The 16,071-nt window shown below is 72.8% G+C and carries 15 protein-coding genes; 10 read left to right on the top strand and 5 right to left on the bottom strand.

Annotated elements, in window-relative coordinates; genetic code table 11:
• Positions 1–65 precede the first annotated feature (65 nt).
• Together ACIQUQ_RS12290 and ACIQUQ_RS12285 are read left to right on the top strand one after the other, a co-directional pair.
• Positions 66–1,817, top strand: a complete 1,752-nt coding sequence (locus ACIQUQ_RS12290; protein ID WP_403974546.1) for a GMC family oxidoreductase N-terminal domain-containing protein — start codon at positions 66–68, stop codon at positions 1,815–1,817.
• A 221-nt stretch (positions 1,818–2,038) separates the two neighbouring features.
• Positions 2,039–3,652 carry a peptidase gene (locus tag ACIQUQ_RS12285; RefSeq protein ID WP_403974361.1) on the top strand — a complete coding sequence of 538 codons (1,614 nt, stop codon included), beginning with the start codon at positions 2,039–2,041 and terminating at the stop codon, positions 3,650–3,652.
• 578 nt (positions 3,653–4,230) lie between these two features.
• Here the strand turns inward: ACIQUQ_RS12285 and ACIQUQ_RS12280 are convergent.
• The gene (locus tag ACIQUQ_RS12280; protein WP_403974359.1) at positions 4,231–4,536 is read right to left on the bottom strand and encodes a chorismate mutase; all 306 of its coding nucleotides are present in this window, start codon (positions 4,534–4,536) and stop codon (positions 4,231–4,233) included.
• 335 nt (positions 4,537–4,871) lie between these two features.
• Here ACIQUQ_RS12280 and guaA point away from each other — a divergent pair, with 335 nt between their 5' ends.
• The 4 genes from guaA (at position 4,872) to ACIQUQ_RS12260 (ending at position 9,422) form a co-directional block, all read left to right on the top strand.
• Positions 4,872–6,455 carry a glutamine-hydrolyzing GMP synthase gene (gene guaA / locus ACIQUQ_RS12275; protein WP_403974357.1) on the top strand — a complete coding sequence of 528 codons (1,584 nt, stop codon included), beginning with the start codon at positions 4,872–4,874 and terminating at the stop codon, positions 6,453–6,455.
• Between the two features lie 267 nt (positions 6,456–6,722).
• A complete protein-coding gene (locus ACIQUQ_RS12270) occupies positions 6,723–7,517 on the top strand; it encodes a class II aldolase/adducin family protein (protein WP_403974355.1) in 795 nt (264 codons plus the stop codon).
• A gap of 80 nt (positions 7,518–7,597) precedes the next feature.
• On the top strand, positions 7,598–8,866 hold the full coding sequence (locus tag ACIQUQ_RS12265) for a hypothetical protein (protein WP_403974353.1): 1,269 nt from the start codon (positions 7,598–7,600) through the stop codon (positions 8,864–8,866).
• Between the two features lie 19 nt (positions 8,867–8,885).
• Positions 8,886–9,422: a TQO small subunit DoxD gene (locus ACIQUQ_RS12260; protein ID WP_403974351.1), complete on the top strand. Its 537-nt coding sequence runs from the start codon at positions 8,886–8,888 to the stop codon at positions 9,420–9,422.
• On the opposite strand, the gene ACIQUQ_RS12255 is transcribed toward ACIQUQ_RS12260, so the two are convergent.
• Both ACIQUQ_RS12255 and ACIQUQ_RS12250 read right to left on the bottom strand, forming a co-directional pair.
• Positions 9,416–9,661 carry a hypothetical protein gene (locus tag ACIQUQ_RS12255; RefSeq protein ID WP_403974349.1) on the bottom strand — a complete coding sequence of 82 codons (246 nt, stop codon included), beginning with the start codon at positions 9,659–9,661 and terminating at the stop codon, positions 9,416–9,418. The genes ACIQUQ_RS12260 and ACIQUQ_RS12255 overlap by 7 nt on opposite strands.
• Positions 9,648–10,997: a PspC domain-containing protein gene (locus ACIQUQ_RS12250; protein ID WP_403974346.1), complete on the bottom strand. Its 1,350-nt coding sequence runs from the start codon at positions 10,995–10,997 to the stop codon at positions 9,648–9,650. The genes ACIQUQ_RS12255 and ACIQUQ_RS12250 overlap by 14 nt, the downstream gene beginning before the upstream one ends.
• Before the next feature lie 131 nt (positions 10,998–11,128).
• Between ACIQUQ_RS12250 and ACIQUQ_RS12245 the strand changes: the two genes are divergently transcribed.
• Complete coding sequence (locus ACIQUQ_RS12245; protein ID WP_403974344.1) at positions 11,129–12,421, top strand: PspC domain-containing protein; 1,293 nt, start codon at positions 11,129–11,131, stop codon at positions 12,419–12,421.
• Between the two features lie 14 nt (positions 12,422–12,435).
• A complete protein-coding gene (locus tag ACIQUQ_RS12240; protein WP_403974543.1) occupies positions 12,436–13,131 on the top strand; it encodes a LuxR C-terminal-related transcriptional regulator in 696 nt (231 codons plus the stop codon).
• A gap of 22 nt (positions 13,132–13,153) precedes the next feature.
• Here the strand turns inward: ACIQUQ_RS12240 and ACIQUQ_RS12235 are convergent, their stop codons facing one another.
• Positions 13,154–13,636 (bottom strand): MarR family winged helix-turn-helix transcriptional regulator, encoded by a 483-nt coding sequence (locus ACIQUQ_RS12235; protein ID WP_403974342.1) that lies wholly within the window; start codon positions 13,634–13,636, stop codon positions 13,154–13,156.
• Positions 13,637–13,759: 123 nt separating this feature from the next.
• Between ACIQUQ_RS12235 and ACIQUQ_RS12230 the strand changes: the two genes are divergently transcribed.
• Positions 13,760–14,323, top strand: coding sequence for an NADPH-dependent FMN reductase (locus tag ACIQUQ_RS12230; protein ID WP_403974340.1), 564 nt, complete (start codon positions 13,760–13,762; stop codon positions 14,321–14,323).
• A gap of 35 nt (positions 14,324–14,358) precedes the next feature.
• Here ACIQUQ_RS12230 and ACIQUQ_RS12225 read toward each other — a convergent pair whose 3' ends face one another.
• Complete coding sequence (locus tag ACIQUQ_RS12225; protein ID WP_403974338.1) at positions 14,359–15,438, bottom strand: NlpC/P60 family protein; 1,080 nt, start codon at positions 15,436–15,438, stop codon at positions 14,359–14,361.
• Between the two features lie 192 nt (positions 15,439–15,630).
• Here ACIQUQ_RS12225 and ACIQUQ_RS12220 point away from each other — a divergent pair, with 192 nt between their 5' ends.
• Positions 15,631–15,984, top strand: a complete 354-nt coding sequence (locus ACIQUQ_RS12220; RefSeq protein ID WP_399946223.1) for a hypothetical protein — start codon at positions 15,631–15,633, stop codon at positions 15,982–15,984.
• The last annotated feature ends 87 nt before the right edge of the window (positions 15,985–16,071 follow it).

Here is a 16,071-nt window from a genome sequence, read left to right as displayed (position 1 = left end):
TCCCCGCCGGCACCCCCGACGGCGGCTCCGCGGGCGACGCCGCGTACGACTACGACGTCCTCGTCATCGGCTCCGGCTTCGGCGGCTCCGTCTCCGCCCTGCGCCTGACCGAGAAGGGCTACCGCGTCGGCGTCCTGGAGGCGGGCCGCCGCTTCACCCGCGAGACCCTCCCGAAGAACTCCTGGGACCTGCGCAACTACCTGTGGGCACCCGCCCTCGGCCTGTACGGCATCCAGCGCATCCACCTGCTCGGCAACGTGATGGTGCTGGCCGGCGCCGGGGTCGGCGGCGGCTCCCTCAACTACGCCAACACCCTCTACGTACCGCCGAAGGCCTTCTTCCAGGACCGGCAGTGGGCCGGCATCACCGACTGGCAGGAGGAGCTGGCCCCCTACTACGACCAGGCCAAGCGGATGCTCGGGGTGCGGCTGAACCCGACCATGACGCCCTCCGACGTCCACCTGAAGGCGGCCGCCGAGAAGATGGGCGTGGGCGACAGCTTCCACATGGCCCCGGTCGGCGTCTTCTTCGGCGACGGCGAGGACGCCGAGGGCGCCTCCCGCGCGAAGGCCGGCCAGGAGGTCCCCGACCCCTACTTCGGCGGCGCCGGACCCTCCCGCAAGGCCTGCACCGAGTGCGGCGAGTGCATGACCGGCTGCCGGCACGGCGCGAAGAACACCCTCAACGAGAACTACCTGCACCTCGCCGAGCGCGCCGGGGCCGTCATCCACCCGATGACCACCGTCACCGCGCTGTCCGAGCACCCCGAGGGCGGCTACCGCGTCCGCACCGTCCCCACCGACGGCCGCCGCAAGGGGAAGGCCACCGTGCTGCACGCCCGGTACGTGGTCGTCGCCGCCGGCACGTACGGCACCCAGACGCTGCTGCACACGATGAAGGACCGGGGCGAACTGCCCCGCCTCTCGCCGCGGCTGGGCGAGCTGACCCGTACCAACTCCGAGGGCCTGGTCGGCGCCCAGACCGACGACCGCCGCTACCGCAGGCGGCACGGCAGGAAGGCCGACTTCACCCGGGGCGTCGCGATCACCTCCTCGGTGCACCCCGACGCCGACACGCACATCGAGCCGGTGCGCTACGGCAAGGGCTCCAACGCCATGGGCTTCATGACCGTGCTCCAGGTGCCCTACTCCAAGCACCGGGTCGCCGCCTGGTTCGGCAGGACCGCCCGGCACCCCGTCCAGCTGCTGCGGTCGATCTCCAACCGGCGCTGGTCCGAGCGGACCATCATCGGCCTGGTCATGCAGTCCCTGGACAACTCCCTCACCACCTACCGCAAGCCGGGCGGCATCGGGAAGGGCCTGCTCACCGCACGGCAGGGCCACGGCGCGCCCAACCCGACGCAGATCGCCGAGGCGACCCGGGCCGCGACGCTCCTGGCCGAGGAGATCAACGGCTTCCCGGGCAGCAACGTGGGCGAGCTGATGGGCACCCCGCTCACCGCGCACTTCCTGGGCGGCTGCCCGATCGGCGGCTCCGCCGAGGAGGGCGTGGTCGACCCGTACCACCGGCTGTACGGCTACCCGGGCGTCTTCGTGGTGGACGGCGCGGCCGTCTCCGCCAACCTGGGCGTGAACCCCTCGCTGACCATCACCGCGCAGGCGGAGCGGGCGATGTCCTACTGGCCGAACAAGGGCGAGGCCGACCCGCGTCCGGCGCAGGGCGAGGCGTACGTACGGCTCTCCGCGGTGGAGCCCGCGAGCCCGGCGGTGCCGAAGGACGCCTTCGGTGCGCTGCGGCTGCCCTTCCTGGCGGTGCCCGAGGTGCCGAAGCGTTCCGGGGCCGGGGCACAGGAGTAGCGGCGGGAAAGGGAAAGGGGCTGCACCCCCCTCCTGGTGCAGCCCCTCACGCCGGAGCGTTGGTTCCGCATAGGTGACACGTGTTCGGCGGGGATGGTTGTAGCCGGATCCGGGAAATGCCCTGTGATCCGGGTCACATGAGGGGCTCCGTTCGATCATCGTCCTCAATTCGTGACCTGCCGGTACGCAACTCTGTTCGGGATTCGCTGGTCGAAGCGGGCATGAGACGAATCTCCCTGCTGGCTGCGGCGGGCCTCGTGGCCCTTGGGCTGACCACCCCCGCACAGGCCGCCGGCCCCGACTACACCCTGAGCGGCACCACCGAGGCCGGCCTCTCCCCGTACTCCGGAACGAGCGCGCCGAAGGCGTCTACCGCCGACATCTGGGTCACCAACCCGACGGAGAAGGACTACGAGGGCGAGTACACCGTCACGTTCGACCTGAGCGCGCTGAAGGGCGTCGCCGAGGTCAGCGTGAAGGAGGAGGGCAGCCGGGACTGCGAGCGTTCGGGCGACCGGCTCGTCTGCACCGACAGCCGCCTCTACGCCGGCCTGCAGAGCGTGGTGAAGCTGAAGCTCACCGCCGCCAAGGGCAGCAAGCTCGGTGACCACGGCGCCATCAAGGTGACCGGCAAGGCCGCGGGCATCAACTTCACCTCCTTCTCCACCGAGGTCACCGTCGGCGGCCCCGACCTGGTGATGCAGCGGCTGAAGCTGAAGAGCGCGATGAAGGTCGGCGACAAGCAGGCCACCCCGGTCGCGTTCGTCAACAAGGGCACCCGCCCGGCCAACGGCGTGGTGCTGGAGCTGATGACCACGCGCGGCCTGGAGTTCGTCGAGAAGTACGACAACTGCGAGTTCCGCCCCGAGGGCCCGCAGGCGGGCTATGGAACGACCGTCTGCACCTTCGAGGGCTCCTTCGAGCCGGGGTACGTCTACCAGCTCGACCAGCCGCTGAACCTGCGGGCGACGAACCGGGCCTGGTACGACTCCTTCATCTACCGGATCCACGAGACCCCCGACGGGGCCGCCCCGCTGAAGGCGCCCGGCACGGGCGCGAAGCTGAGCCTGAAGCCGGCCGCCTCGAAGTTCTCCGGTGACCTCACGCCGTGGGACAACCAGCAGGAGTTCGACTTCCGCACCGCCAACACGGCCGACTTCACCGCCACCCCGGTCTCCCTCAAGGCCGCGGCGGGCCAGACGGTCCGCGCCTCCTTCGGCTTCCGCAACCACGGCCCGGCGTGGATCGCGAACCTCCGCTCCGACGAGCCGGCCGCGACCGTCGACGTCAAGATCCCCACGGGCGCCCGGGTGACGAAGAAGCCCGAGGGGTGCTCGGCCCTCAACGCCGACTACAGCTGGCGCGAGCAGGAGCTCGGCGCGCCGCTCTACCGCTGCGGCACCGGCTACGTCGTCGACGAGAACGAGACCGTCGCCTTCCCCTTCGAGCTGAGGGTCGACAGGGTGGTCCCCGACGCGGCGGGCTCCGTGACCACCGGCGCGTGGCAGGGATCCGAGGCGCTCGGCAAGCTCCCGTTCGACCCGAACCACGGCAACAACACCGCCGTCCTCGTGCTGAACCCCTCCGAGACCGACCCGACGACGGACCCGAGCACGTCCCCGACGCCGACCGCCTCCGCCACGGCCTCCGCGAGCCCCTCGGCGAGCGCGTCCCCGTCCGCCTCCGCGACGCCCTCCGCGTCGGCCACGCCGGGCGGCCAGCTCGGTAACACCGGCAGCGACGCGGGTCTGCTCGCGGCCGGTGCGGCGGCCACCGTCGCCGGCGGTGCGGCGATCTTCTTCGCGGCCCGCCGCCGCCAGGGGCAGCGCCACTGACGCGTCCCGGTGGGGCGCAGGCCCGTACGCCGGTACGCCGAAGGGCCCCGCGGACACGGTCCGCGGGGCCCTTCGTGCGTCGGCCCGGCGTCAGGGCAGCGCCGGAGCCGATCCGCGGCGCCGGGGGGTGCGCCGCGTGGCAGGTGACTGCATGGTGCTCGACGGACCGGCGCCCCGCAACCATTTCCGCCGGGGTGACCGTTTGCGGCCAGCTGCTGGAGGCGCGGTCGTTGCGGAGGGTGTCCGCGCGGGCCTGGGAGGGAAACGGAAGGGGAACCGGACCGGCCGGCTCCGGGCGTCCCCGGAACCGGCCGTCCTTTTGGGTGACCGGGCTGCTGTCCCCTGCCGACCGGTCACGCGCTGGGGCGAGGTCCCACGACGTACGGTCCACGGGCCGTACGTCTCATCGCTCCAGCGGAGCCACGCGTGGTGTGTGCGGCCCGCGGCTGGCTGGCGCGGACTACCCACACCAACGAAGGGCCCCGGGGGCGGTCACGGTCCGGACGGGTGACAAACGCGTGGCCGCGTGGGCCCGTACGCGGCGCCTCCCGCACCGGTGACCCGGCCTCGTACGCCCGTCACACCCGGCCGCGGCACAGCTCCAGCAGCGTCATCGCCAGCGCGGTGCCGGGCTTGCCCAGGGCCTCGCTGTAGTGCGCCAGGACCTCCATCTCGCGCGAGAGGTTCACGCGGCGGCCGCCCGAGGTGATCCGGGCCTCCTGGATGACGGCGGAGACGGCCATCCGCTCCTGGATCAGGCCGATGATCCGGTCATCGAGCGCGTCGATGCGGTCCCGCGCGCCGGTGATCAGCTCGGCGGCGTCGGCGGTCCGGGCACCGGTGGCCTCGGCGCGGGTCTGCGTGGCGGTGGCGGTGATCGTCATGGGGTGTCTCCTGTCGGGGTGTGGTGGCCGACAGTCCGGGAACGACAGAGCGCCCCGGGCCTGTCGGCCGGGGGCGCTCTGGGGGTTCAGTGGCTCAAGCGGAGCATCACGAGGACCCATGGCGACCGGACCGGCCGGTGCCATAGGTAAAGAGGAAGCTCAGCTGCTTGCGCACGGCACGGATTATTGCCGCACGCGGCGCCCGGAGCCAAGCGGGTTCGGATGCTGAGACGAGAGCCGGCCCCCGCCCGCTTCGGATGGTGAGACGAATACGCCCGCACGGCCCCCGTTAGAATCGACAAAACAACACCCTCTTTCCCGCCGGAAGGCCCGCCGTGCCAGAAGCACCCTCCGCCCCGGACGTCGTCCTCGTTGTCGACTTCGGCGCGCAGTACGCCCAGCTCATCGCCCGCCGCGTCCGTGAGGCCCGGGTCTACAGCGAGATCGTGCCGAGCACGATGCCCGTCGCCGAGATGCTGGCCAAGAACCCGAAGGCGGTCATCCTCTCCGGCGGTCCGTCCTCCGTGTACGAGGAGGGTGCCCCCACCCTCGACGCCGCCCGTGACCTGTTCGACTCCGGTGTTCCGGTGTTCGGCATGTGCTACGGCTTCCAGCTGATGGCCACCACCCTCGGCGGCACCGTCGACAACACCGGCGCCCGCGAGTACGGCCGTACGCCGCTGTCCGTCAGCAAGACCGGCTCCACCCTCTTCGAGGGCACCCCCGAGCACCAGTCGGTGTGGATGTCGCACGGCGACGCCTGCTCCGCCGCGCCGGAGGGCTTCACCGTCACCGCCTCCACCAACGTGGTGCCGGTCGCGGCCTTCGAGAACGACGCCCGGAAGCTGTACGGCGTGCAGTACCACCCCGAGGTGATGCACTCCACGCACGGCCAGCAGATCCTGGAGCACTTCCTCTACCGCGGCGCGGGCCTGAAGCCCGACTGGACCACCGGCAACGTCATCGAGGAGCAGATCGCGGCCATCCGCGAGCAGGTCGGCGACAAGCGCGCCATCTGCGGCCTCTCCGGCGGCGTCGACTCCGCGGTCGCCGCGGCGCTGGTCCAGAAGGCCATCGGCTCGCAGCTCACCTGCGTGTACGTCGACCACGGCCTGATGCGCAAGGGCGAGACCGAGCAGGTCGAGAAGGACTTCGTCGCCGCGACCGGCGTCAAGCTGAAGGTCGTCGACGCGCAGGAGCGCTTCCTGTCCGCCCTCGCCGGGGTCTCCGACCCCGAGGAGAAGCGGAAGATCATCGGCCGCGAGTTCATCCGCGTCTTCGAGCAGGCCCAGGCCGAGATCATCGCCGAGGCCCCGGACGACCAGCCCGTGGAGTTCCTGGTCCAGGGCACCCTGTACCCGGACATCGTCGAGTCCGGCGGCGGCACCGGCACCGCGAACATCAAGTCGCACCACAACGTCGGCGGCCTCCCCGAGGACCTGGAGTTCAAGCTCGTCGAGCCGCTGCGCCAGCTGTTCAAGGACGAGGTCCGGATGGTCGGCCAGGACCTCGGCCTGCCCGAGGAGATCGTCCAGCGCCAGCCCTTCCCGGGCCCCGGCCTCGGCATCCGCATCGTCGGCGAGGTCACCAAGGAGCGCCTGGACCTGCTGCGCGAGGCCGACGCGATCGCCCGCGCCGAGCTGACCGCCGCCGGCCTCGACCGCGAGATCTGGCAGTGCCCGGTGGTCCTCCTCGCCGACGTCCGCAGCGTCGGCGTGCAGGGTGACGGCCGCACGTACGGCCACCCGATCGTGCTGCGCCCGGTCTCGTCCGAGGACGCCATGACCGCCGACTGGACCCGGATGCCGTACGAGGTGCTCGCCCGCATCTCGACCCGCATCACCAACGAGGTCAAGGACGTCAACCGGGTCGTCCTCGACTGCACCAGCAAGCCGCCGGGCACCATCGAGTGGGAGTAGGAACAGAGTGCCGGGAGGTGCCCACTCTCCGCCGACGCGGAGGTGTTCCGCCCCCGGGCACCATCGAATGGGAGTGACACTCCCCGGTACGCCGCCGAGGCCGCCGTCCGCCCTTCCGGGCGGGCGGCGGCCTCGCCGTTTCTCTGGCCACCTGCCGCAGCCGCCGGTACTTTGCGCCGCGAGCCGAGCCGTCTCGAAGGAGCCCCGATGCCGGGAGCCCCGATGCCAGGAGCGCCGATGCCAGGAGCCCCGATGCCAGGAGCGCCGATGCCAGAGCTGCCGCCGCCCGTGCCCGTCGACCGTCTGCGGCTCGCGATGCCGCCCCGGCACGCGACCGCCGAGGAGGAGCGCGCGTACCGCAAGGAGCGGCTGGCCGGGGCGCTCCGGCTGTTCGGCGCGCTCGGCTTCGAGGACGGCGTGTCCGGGCACATCACCGCCCGGGACCCCGAGTTCACCGACTGCTACTGGGTCAATCCCTTCGGCGCGGCCTTCTCCCTGATCCGCCCCGAGGACCTGCTGCTGGTCGACGGCGCCGGGCGGGTGCTCCAGGGGGAACAGCGGGTCAACGAGGCCGCGTTCGAACTGCACGCCGCCGTGCACCGGGCCCGGCCCGAGGTGGTCGCCGTGGCCCACGCCCACTCCGACCACGGCCGGGCCTTCGCCGCGCTCGGCGCACCGCTCGACCCGATCACCCAGGAGGCCTGCGCCTTCTACGAGGACCACGCCCTGCTGCACCGCTACACCGGGGTGTCGGCCGGTGAGGCGGAGGGCCGGCTGATCGCGGAGGCGCTCGGGCCGCACAAGGCGCTGGTGCTGCGCAACCACGGGCTGTTGACGGTGGGCGACTCGGTCGACGCGGCCGCCTGGTGGTTCGTGTCCATGGACCGGTGCTGCGGGATCCAGCTGGCCGCCAGGGCCGCCGGGCGGCCGGTGCTCATCGACCACAAGAACGCGGTGCTCACCCGCGAGCAGCTGGGCTCCGACCTGGTCGCGTGGATCAGCTACCAGCCCCTGTGGCAGCGGCACGCGTCAACATCACGTACGCAAGCTCACCCGCTCTGACATCGCTCGCAATCCGGAGCACTCCCGGCGTGGTGCACAATTCGCAGGCACTGCACGGTAGTTAGAGAGGCGGCACGTTCGTGGCTGTCCAAGAGATCCACCACCGAAGTACGCACGGCGGCGGCTGCACCTGCGACGACTGTCCGCACGGGGCCCGTGAGGGCCACCGCAGGGCCGTCGCCGCCTTCCTGGAACAGCGCGACGAGTTCGCCGCCGGCCAGGGGCTGCCCGCCGCCGTCGCCCGGTCCGCCGGCGCCTCCCGCCAGTGGGTCTCCGACGAGCTGACCCAGGCCGCGCGCACCGTGGCCGAGCGGGGCAGGGAGGCCGGGCACTCCTGGCTCTACCTGCTGTCGCGGCGCGCGGTGCTGGCCGTCTGGATCGCGGCCGGCGTGCTGCTGCTGGTCCAGGTCGGCACCGCCCTCGGGACGGGCTGGTCCACCGCACGCACCGCCGGGCTGCTGTCGGCGCTGGTGCTGGCCGGGCTGCTCACCGTGGCCGCGCGGGCCCAGACCCTGAGGGGCGGGCTGCTCGCGCCGCTGGTCGGCGAGGACAACCGGCTGTCCACGTCCAAGGCGGTGCCCTGCGCCTGGGTGCTGGTGACGGCGTTCGCCGCGCTGCTGCCCGCGCTGCGGCTGGCCGCCAGCTCGCCGGGGCCCGAGCGAGACGCGCTGTACGCCGGGCTGGAGCTGCCGCGGGCGCTGCCGCTGCTCGCGGTGCTGGCGCTGACCTCGGCCGTCGCCGTGCTGGTGCGGCGCGTGGTCTCCGTACGGATCCTGTCGCAGCGGCTGCAGAAGCTGCCGGCCGACCGGCCGCGCGGGGCGGACCTGCTCACCGACGACGCCGGGCGGGGGAGCCTGCCCGACGCGCAGTACGTGCTGGTGGCCACCGTGACGCTGGGCTTCGTGGCCGTGTCCCTGGCCCGTTACCCCGACCGGCTGCCGCACCTGCCCTGGTCGCTGGCGGTGCTGACGGGCCTGTCCGCCGGGGTGTACCTGGCCGCCAAGTACGCCGAGGGCTCGCGGCCCATGGTGCTGTCCGTGGTGCGCACACGGGAGCCCGGGGACCTGGACGCCGCGATCCGCACCGGCGACGACATCGAGATCCGGGGCGTCGGGTTCGTGCCCGCCGGGGCGCAGACGCCGGAGATGCTGGCCCGGCTGGTGGTGCGGATCGGCGCGGTGCACGTGCACGTGCCGCTGGTGCCGGTGGCGGGGGGCTTCGCCAACCCGTCGGACCAGGTCCTGACCGTGCCGGTGCCCGCCGACGTGGAGCCCGGGCGGGTGGACGTGCAGGTGGTCACCGCGGCCGGGGTGGAATCCAACCGCTGCACCATCGACGTGGCCGAATAGAGCGGGTAGACATGGTGGCGTGACCGGATTCAAGCTCTCCGACCTCGCCGCACTCCGTGCGCGGGCCGCGCGCCACGCACTGCTGCCGCTGCGCGTCTTCCTCGGCGTGACCTTCGTGTACGCCGGGCTGGACAAGCTGACGGACCCGGCCTTCCTGAAGGCCTCCGGCTCGGGCTCGATCGGCGAGCTGATGGACTCCGTGCGGGACAGCTCCGCCATCCCGGCCCTGGTCGACCTGGCGCTGCTGTCGCCGGTGGGTTTCGCCGTGGTCCTCGCGATCGGCGAGATCCTGGTGGGCCTCGGCACCCTCGCCGGGCTGTTCGCCCGGGTGGCCGCCGCCGGCGGAGCGCTGATCTCGCTCAGCCTCTGGCTCACCGTGAGCTGGCAGTCCGATCCGTACTACTACGGCAACGACCTGATCTACCTGATGTCCTGGCTGCCGCTGGTGCTCGCCGGGGCGCCCACCTTCTCGCTCGACGCGCTGCGCGCCGCGCGCAAGGGGGACCGGCCGCTGCCCCCGTCCGGTGGGACCACCCCCGGATCCCGGCCTCAGTAGCCCCGGCCCGGTCCGGAGGGCATGCCCTCGCCCGCCTCCTCCCGGCGCTGCCCGCGGCGCACGATGTACGCGGCCCAGCCGGCCAGCGCGGCCAGGGACAGACCCGCGCCGATCATCGGCACCAGCACCCACCAGGGGATCTCCAGGCCGCCCCGGGCGTCCACGGCGAACAGCACGCCGGCCACCAGCAGCACGATCCCGGCTATCAGCCGTCCCGGCTGGAACTCATGACGCCGCACGGGCCACCTCCACCTGTCCCACTCCTGCCTTCAGGTCCAGCTCGATGGTCCCGCCCGGCCGGCTCCCGGCAGCGGGCTCCAGCGTCACCGACTTCCGCTGGTCGGGGTGGACCTGGATGTCGTCGGCCTTCTCGCCGGGGAGCCGGATGTCCCCGAGGCCCAGGTCGATCTCGGTCCTGGCGGTCACCCCGGGCGGCAGGACGACCTTGAGCTTCCCCGCGCCGATCTCCGCCGAGACGGCCCGCGTCTGGCCCTTCGGCACCTCGATCCGGCTCAGGTCCAGCGTCGCCACGCCGGTGTCCGCCTCGTACCGCGGCTGCACCTGCGCCGCCGTGGCCGGGCGCCAGTACGTCCGCATCCACTCCGTGCCGATCTCGCGCGGCAGCACCATGGACCCCATCAGCAGGCCGGCCGTGACGAGGGCCAGGAACAGGCTCCCGAACCCGGTGCGGCCCTTCACCGAGCTGACCGCGATGCCGAGCCCGAAGACCGCCAGCGCACAGGCCAGGCCTATCTGCAGGGCGGTGCCCAGGGGGCTGGTGTCCCAGGTCAGGCCGGTGCCCAGGCCGCCCGCGAGGAGTGCGAGCAGGAAGATCCGGCCGCCGATCCCGCCCGGCCGGGGCTCCGCATCGCGCGGGGGCGCGGTCGCGGTGCCGCCCCAGGACGGCGTCGGCTCCTCCGCGCTGCGGTCCACCCCGGCGGCGTCCGGCGGTCCCCAGAGGTAGCCGACGCCCACGGGCCCGGTCGTGCCGTCCTTGACGAGCGGGTCCCGCCACCAGGACATGACGCTGCCCGGGACGGGCGGCGCCTGGGTCTCCGGCGGGGCCTCGGCGCGCACGTGGGCGGCGACCGACGCCTCCAGGCTGGTGTCCCCGGAGTCGGCGGGGCGCTTCTGCGACCAGTAGGCGGCGCCGACCATCGCCAGGACGACCAGCGCCGAGAAGACGCCCAGCCCGCCGTTGTCCAGCATCGACAGGAACACCGCGCAGCCCACCAGGGCCGTCAGCAGCGCGGCCAGCGTGGAGCCCTCGACCCGGCCGGTCAGCAGCCGGCGCGCCTCGTTCTCCTCCTCGCCCTCGGCGGGCAGCAGCAGCCAGGCGAAGCCGTAGAAGATGAGGCCCACGCCGCCGGTGACCGCCAGCACGCCCAGCACGACCCGGAAGACGACGGGGTCTATGTCGTAGTGGCGGCCCAGGCCGCCGCAGACGCCCGCCAGCACGCGATTGCCGCGCGGCCGGCGCAGGGACGCACGGTCCGCCGGCGCGCGGCCCGGTCCGCGCTCCGGTGACGGGGCACCGGCGGAACCCGGGGTCGGGGAGTCGGAAGGCTCGGTCATGGCTCCATGGTGACGGGCGCGCGAACCACGGGACATCAGGCCTGACCCTGGCGCAACCCTGATATCCCCCGGGGAGAACTGGGGGGATGCCCTGATGCCCCGGGCCGCGCGCACGTGTGACCATCGGTGCCATGCCAGCAGCAGCGCCGCGCGTCGCGCACCCCGTGCCCGAGCCCGAAGAGCAGCCACTGCGCAGGCTGTACCGCAGCGCCGACGGGCGGATGCTGGGCGGCGTCGCGCGGGGGCTCGCCGGGCACCTCGGGCTGCCCGTCCTGTGGGTGCGCCTGGCGTTCCTGGCGCTGTTCCTGTTCGGGGACGGGCTGGGCGTGCTGCTGTACGCCGCGTTCTGGGTGTTCGTGCCGCTGGGCGTGGGCGGCTCCGCGGGGAAGGACCGCTCCCCGTTCGAGCGGCTGCCCGACGGACGCCGCAGGCTCCGCCGGCCCGAGCGGGGCCAGGTCGCCGCGCTGATAGCCCTGGCCGCCGGCGCCGCGATCTTCATCTCCAAGGTGCAGTTCGGCGGCCAGTCGGGCCGGTACGTCTGGCCCGCGCTGCTCGTCGCCGCGGGCGTCGTCCTGGTCTGGCGGCAGGCGGACAACGCGAGGCGGGCCCACTGGAGCGACGTGTCGCGCCGCCACAGCAGGCTCCTTCCCCTGGCCCGGGCGCTGGCCGGGGTGGCCCTCGTCGGGGTCGGCGTCACCGTGTTCATCGTGGTCCGCGGCTCGGCGGCCCAGTTGGGGAACGTCCTGACCGCGGCCCTCGCCGTCCTCGTCGGCATCGCGCTGCTGGCCGGTCCCTGGCTGATCCGGATGACCCAGGACCTCTCCGAGGAGCGCCTGATGCGCATCCGCGCCCAGGAGCGCGCCGAGGTGGCCGCCCATGTCCACGACTCGGTGCTCCACACGCTCACGCTCATCCAGCGGAACGCGGAGGAGGCGGGCGAGGTGCGACGGCTGGCCCGTGCCCAGGAGCGCGAGCTGCGCAACTGGCTGTACAAGCCGGAGGGCACCGGCAAGGACGAGGCCGAGGCGCCGGAGACGCTGGCGGAGGCGGTCAAGAAGGCGGCCGCGGAGGTCGAGGACCACCACGGCGTCCCGATCGAGGTCGTGGTGGTCGGCGACTGCCCGCTCGACGAACGCCTGGGCGCCCAGGTCCAGGCCGCGCGCGAGGCGATGGTGAACGCCGCGAAGTACGGTGGCCAGGGCGGCCCGGTACAGGTGTACGCGGAGGTCGAAGGGGACACGGTCTTCGTGTCGGTCCGCGACCGGGGACCCGGTTTCGACCTCGACGCGGTACCGGACGACCGGATGGGCGTACGAGAATCGATCATCGGCCGGATGCAGCGGAACGGCGGGACCGCGCGGCTGCGGTCCGTGCCCGACGGCGGCACGGAAGTCGAGCTGGAGATGGAGAGGGCGCCGCAATGAGCGGGGTAGAGGGCATGAGCGAGGACGGCACTGCGACGGGCGGGACGGACCGCAGGGTCCGGGTGGTGCTCGTCGACGACCACCGGATGTTCCGCGCGGGCGTCCAGGCGGAGATCGGCGAGACCGGGCGGACCGGGGTCGAGGTCGTCGGCGAGGCGGCCGACGTGGACCAGGCGGTCACGGTCATCACGGCCACCCGCCCCGAGGTGGTCCTGCTCGACGTCCACCTGCCGGGCGGCGGCGGCGTCGAGGTGCTGAGGCGGTGCGCCCCGCTGATGGCGGCGGCCGAGCAGCCCGTGCGCTTCCTGGCGCTCTCGGTCTCGGACGCGGCCGAGGACGTCATCGGCGTGATCCGGGGCGGCGCCCGCGGGTACGTCACCAAGACGATCACGGGCACCGACCTGGTCGACTCGATCTTCCGGGTGCAGGACGGGGACGCGGTGTTCTCGCCCCGCCTGGCGGGCTTCGTGCTGGACGCCTTCGCTTCGACGGACGCGCCGCCGGTGGACGAGGACCTGGACCGGCTGACGCAGCGGGAGCGCGAGGTGCTCAGGCTGATCGCGCGCGGGTACGCGTACAAGGAGATCGCCAAGCAGCTGTTCATCTCGGTGAAGACGGTCGAGTCGCACGTCTCCGCGGTGCTGCGCAAGCTCCAGCTGTCCAACCGGCACGAACTGACCCGCTGGGCCACCGCGCGCCGGCTGGTCTGACCGGGAGGCCCGGACCTGGGCCTCAGGACTTCCTCCGCACCCCCAGGCGCCGCGCGATGTTCTCGCCGATGCCGGCCAGCGTCTCCAGCTCCTCGGGGGTGAGCAGGTCGATCAGGTGGCGCCGGACCGAGGCGACGTGCAGCGGCGCCGCCTCCCGGATCGTGGCCAGGCCCGCATCGGTCAGCACCACCTCGGCGCCTCGGCCGTCCCCCGCGACCTCCTCGCGACGGACCAGCCCGCGCTGCTCCATCCGGGTGAGGTGGTGGGACAGCCGGCTCCGGGACCACTGCATCAGTTCGGCCAGCGCCGTGATCCGCATCCGGGTGCCGTCGGTCCCGCTGAGCACGGACAGTACGTCGTAATCCGGCTCGGAGAGGTTGCTGTCCGTGCCGAGGTCGCGCGAGATCTCCGCGTTGACCAGGGGAAACATCCGCCGCCACGCGTACCACGCGTCCTGCTCCCGGCTGGTCAGCCAGCGGGGCCCGGGGGAGGCGGATTCGGTCATGCTTTCACTCTAGCCCAGTAGGTGACGTGTCACCTATCTAGTTGACATGTCATCAAGTTCGGGGTTCCATGGGCTCGGTCAATTGATGACACGTCAACAATCTCCTGTACCCGGAGGGCTCCCATGCCGCGCCTGCTCGTTCTGTCCGCCAGCACCCGCACCGCCTCCAACGGCCGCCCCTTCGCCCGCTGGATCACCGACACCGCCCGCGCCCACGCCGGCTTCCAGGTGGAGTTCACGGATCTCGGAGAGCTGGCCCTGCCGCTCCTCGACGAGCCCGAGTACGCCTCCACGGGCATCTACCACCACCAGCACACCCGCGACTGGAGCGCCGTCGCCGGCGCGGCCGACGCCTTCGTCTTCGTCATGCCGATGTACAACGGCGGCTTCACCGCGCCCCTGAAGAACGCCCTCGACCACCTCTACGCGGAGTGGAAGGGCAAGCCGGTCGGTCTCGTCAGCTACACCGCCGGCCCCACGGGCGGCACCCCGGCCGTCGAGATGATCCTCCCGGTCCTCGGCAACCTCGGCCTCAAGCCGGCCGACCGCCGGATCGCCGTGCCCGCCATCCACGAGCACGTCGCCGGGGGCGCCTTCACCGCTCCTGAGGGCCTCGCCGACGAACTCGGCGCCCTGCTCGACGAGCTGGCCAAGCGGACCGTCAGCGAGACCGTCGAGGCCGAGTAGCGCCCCGCCGGGGGAGGGGCGCCCGGCGCGGCCCGTCAGACGGGCCGGGCCGCCCCCGCCCAGGGCATGTCGTCGATCGACGCCACCCGCACGGTGCTGCCCGGGCGCGGGGCGTGGATCATCTTGCCGCCGCCGATGTACAACCCCACGTGACTCACCCCGGAGTAGAAGAACACCAGGTCACCAGGGGCGAGTTGGCTGCGCGAAATCCGGCTGCCCGTGTTGATCTGCGTGTACGTCGTCCTGGGCAGCGTCACCCCGGCCGACCGCCAGGCGGCCTGGGTCAGCCCCGAGCAGTCGTACGCGTTCGGACCGGTCGCCCCCCACACGTACGGCTTGCCGATCGCCCCGTACGCGAAGGCCACCGCCTGGGCGGCGCGCGAGCTGGGCGCCGCGACCGCCTTGGCCGGTGGCGGCGCCACGGTCCGGCCTGCCGAACGGGCCGCACGGGCCGGATCGGCCGAGCCGCCGCCGTGGCCGTCCTCGGCCTCGATCCGGGCGCGCTGCTCGGCGGTGAGCCGGTTCAGCAGCCGCTTGGCCTCGGCCAGTTTGCCCTCGACGGTGGCCTTGTGGCGGGCTAGCCGGGTCTGCTGGGTGCGGAGTTCGGCCAGCGTGGTGGCGGCCTTGTCCTGGAGGGCGCGCACCTCGCCCACCTGGCGGCGCACGGCGGCGATCTCGGCGGCGTTCCGGTCGCCCGCGCGCTCGATCAGCGCGGCCCTGGCCAGGTACTCCTCGGGGTCGTCCGCGAGGGCCAGCTGCATGGCGGGGCCGAGGCTCCCGCTGCGGTACTGCGAGGCGGCGAGCGAACCGAGGGCGTTCCGCGCGGTGTTGAGCTTCGCGGTCTTCCGGGCGGCCTCGTCGCGCAGCGCGTCGAGCGAGCGCTGGGCCCTGCCGGTCTTCTCCCTCGCCCCGTTGTACTGCTCGGTGGCCGCTTCGGCCTCCTCGTACAGGCGGTCCACCTTGGCCTTCACCTGGGCCGGTGTGAGGCCGGGCTCCGCCTGTGAGGAGCCGTCGAACAGGGTGGCGGTCGCAGCGCCCGCGAGGGCGAGGGTGGCGGCGGTCCTCACGGTGCCGCCGGTCAGCGGGCGCTGCCTGGGCTTTCGATGACTGGCCACGAGGGCACTCACGTCCTTCCGTAGGCGCGGCGCCCCGAGGGGCACGGCTTCTTGGGGGAGGACGCTAAACCTCCAGGTAACGGCCGGATGACGAGATGACCGGAAGTGATCCAGTCCTAGGGGCCGATGACCGGAACTGACGGAACCGACCCCTGCGCGGGCCCGGAATCGCCCGGACCGTAGGCTCGCCGCATGGACGTACTCACCAATGTCTTCGTCGGGCTCCACATCGTCGGCATCGCCTCGCTGCTGGGCGGGTTCCTCACCCAGATGAAGGCGATGGGCGCCGGCACGGCCAGGTTCGTCCCCGCGATGCTGCACGGCGCGCTGACGATGCTGGTGACGGGCGTGGCCCTGGTCGGCTTCAACGAGATGCAGGACCACAGCCTCAACAACATCAAGATCGGTGTGAAGCTGGCGATCCTGTTCGTCATCCTCGCGCTGGTCTACGTGAAGCGGGACGAGGAGAGCGTGCCGAAGGGCATGTTCGGCGCCGTCGGCGGCCTGACCCTGGCCAACGTCTTCATCGCCGTCCTCTGGACCTGAGCCGCCCCGGCCGGCCCGGGCGGGCCGGCCGCGTCCAGCGCACCTCCGTGAGGCGGGCGAAGACGATCACGTGGCCGTCGTGGTCCG

The organism is Streptomyces sp. NPDC101118, from assembly GCF_044759445.1.
Taxonomy (GTDB): domain Bacteria; phylum Actinomycetota; class Actinomycetes; order Streptomycetales; family Streptomycetaceae; genus Streptomyces.
Note: the sequence above shows the minus strand (reverse complement) of the source record. Positions and strands in the feature narration are given on the sequence as shown.

Bases quoted from the DNA above. Each gene is read 5' to 3' on its own strand.
- ACIQUQ_RS12235 (WP_403974342.1), bottom strand. From the start codon at position 13,636: ATGACCGAATCCGCCTCCCCCGGGCCCCGCTGGCTGACCAGCCGGGAG.
- ACIQUQ_RS12270 (WP_403974355.1), top strand. From the start codon at position 6,723: ATGCCAGAGCTGCCGCCGCCCGTGCCCGTCGACCGTCTGCGGCTCGCG.
- ACIQUQ_RS12240 (WP_403974543.1), top strand. From the start codon at position 12,436: ATGAGCGAGGACGGCACTGCGACGGGCGGGACGGACCGCAGGGTCCGG.
- ACIQUQ_RS12285 (WP_403974361.1), top strand. From the start codon at position 2,039: ATGAGACGAATCTCCCTGCTGGCTGCGGCGGGCCTCGTGGCCCTTGGG.
- ACIQUQ_RS12220 (WP_399946223.1), top strand. From the start codon at position 15,631: ATGGACGTACTCACCAATGTCTTCGTCGGGCTCCACATCGTCGGCATC.
- ACIQUQ_RS12245 (WP_403974344.1), top strand. From the start codon at position 11,129: ATGCCAGCAGCAGCGCCGCGCGTCGCGCACCCCGTGCCCGAGCCCGAA.
- ACIQUQ_RS12250 (WP_403974346.1), bottom strand. From the start codon at position 10,997: ATGACCGAGCCTTCCGACTCCCCGACCCCGGGTTCCGCCGGTGCCCCG.
- ACIQUQ_RS12280 (WP_403974359.1), bottom strand. From the start codon at position 4,536: ATGACGATCACCGCCACCGCCACGCAGACCCGCGCCGAGGCCACCGGT.
- ACIQUQ_RS12230 (WP_403974340.1), top strand. From the start codon at position 13,760: ATGCCGCGCCTGCTCGTTCTGTCCGCCAGCACCCGCACCGCCTCCAAC.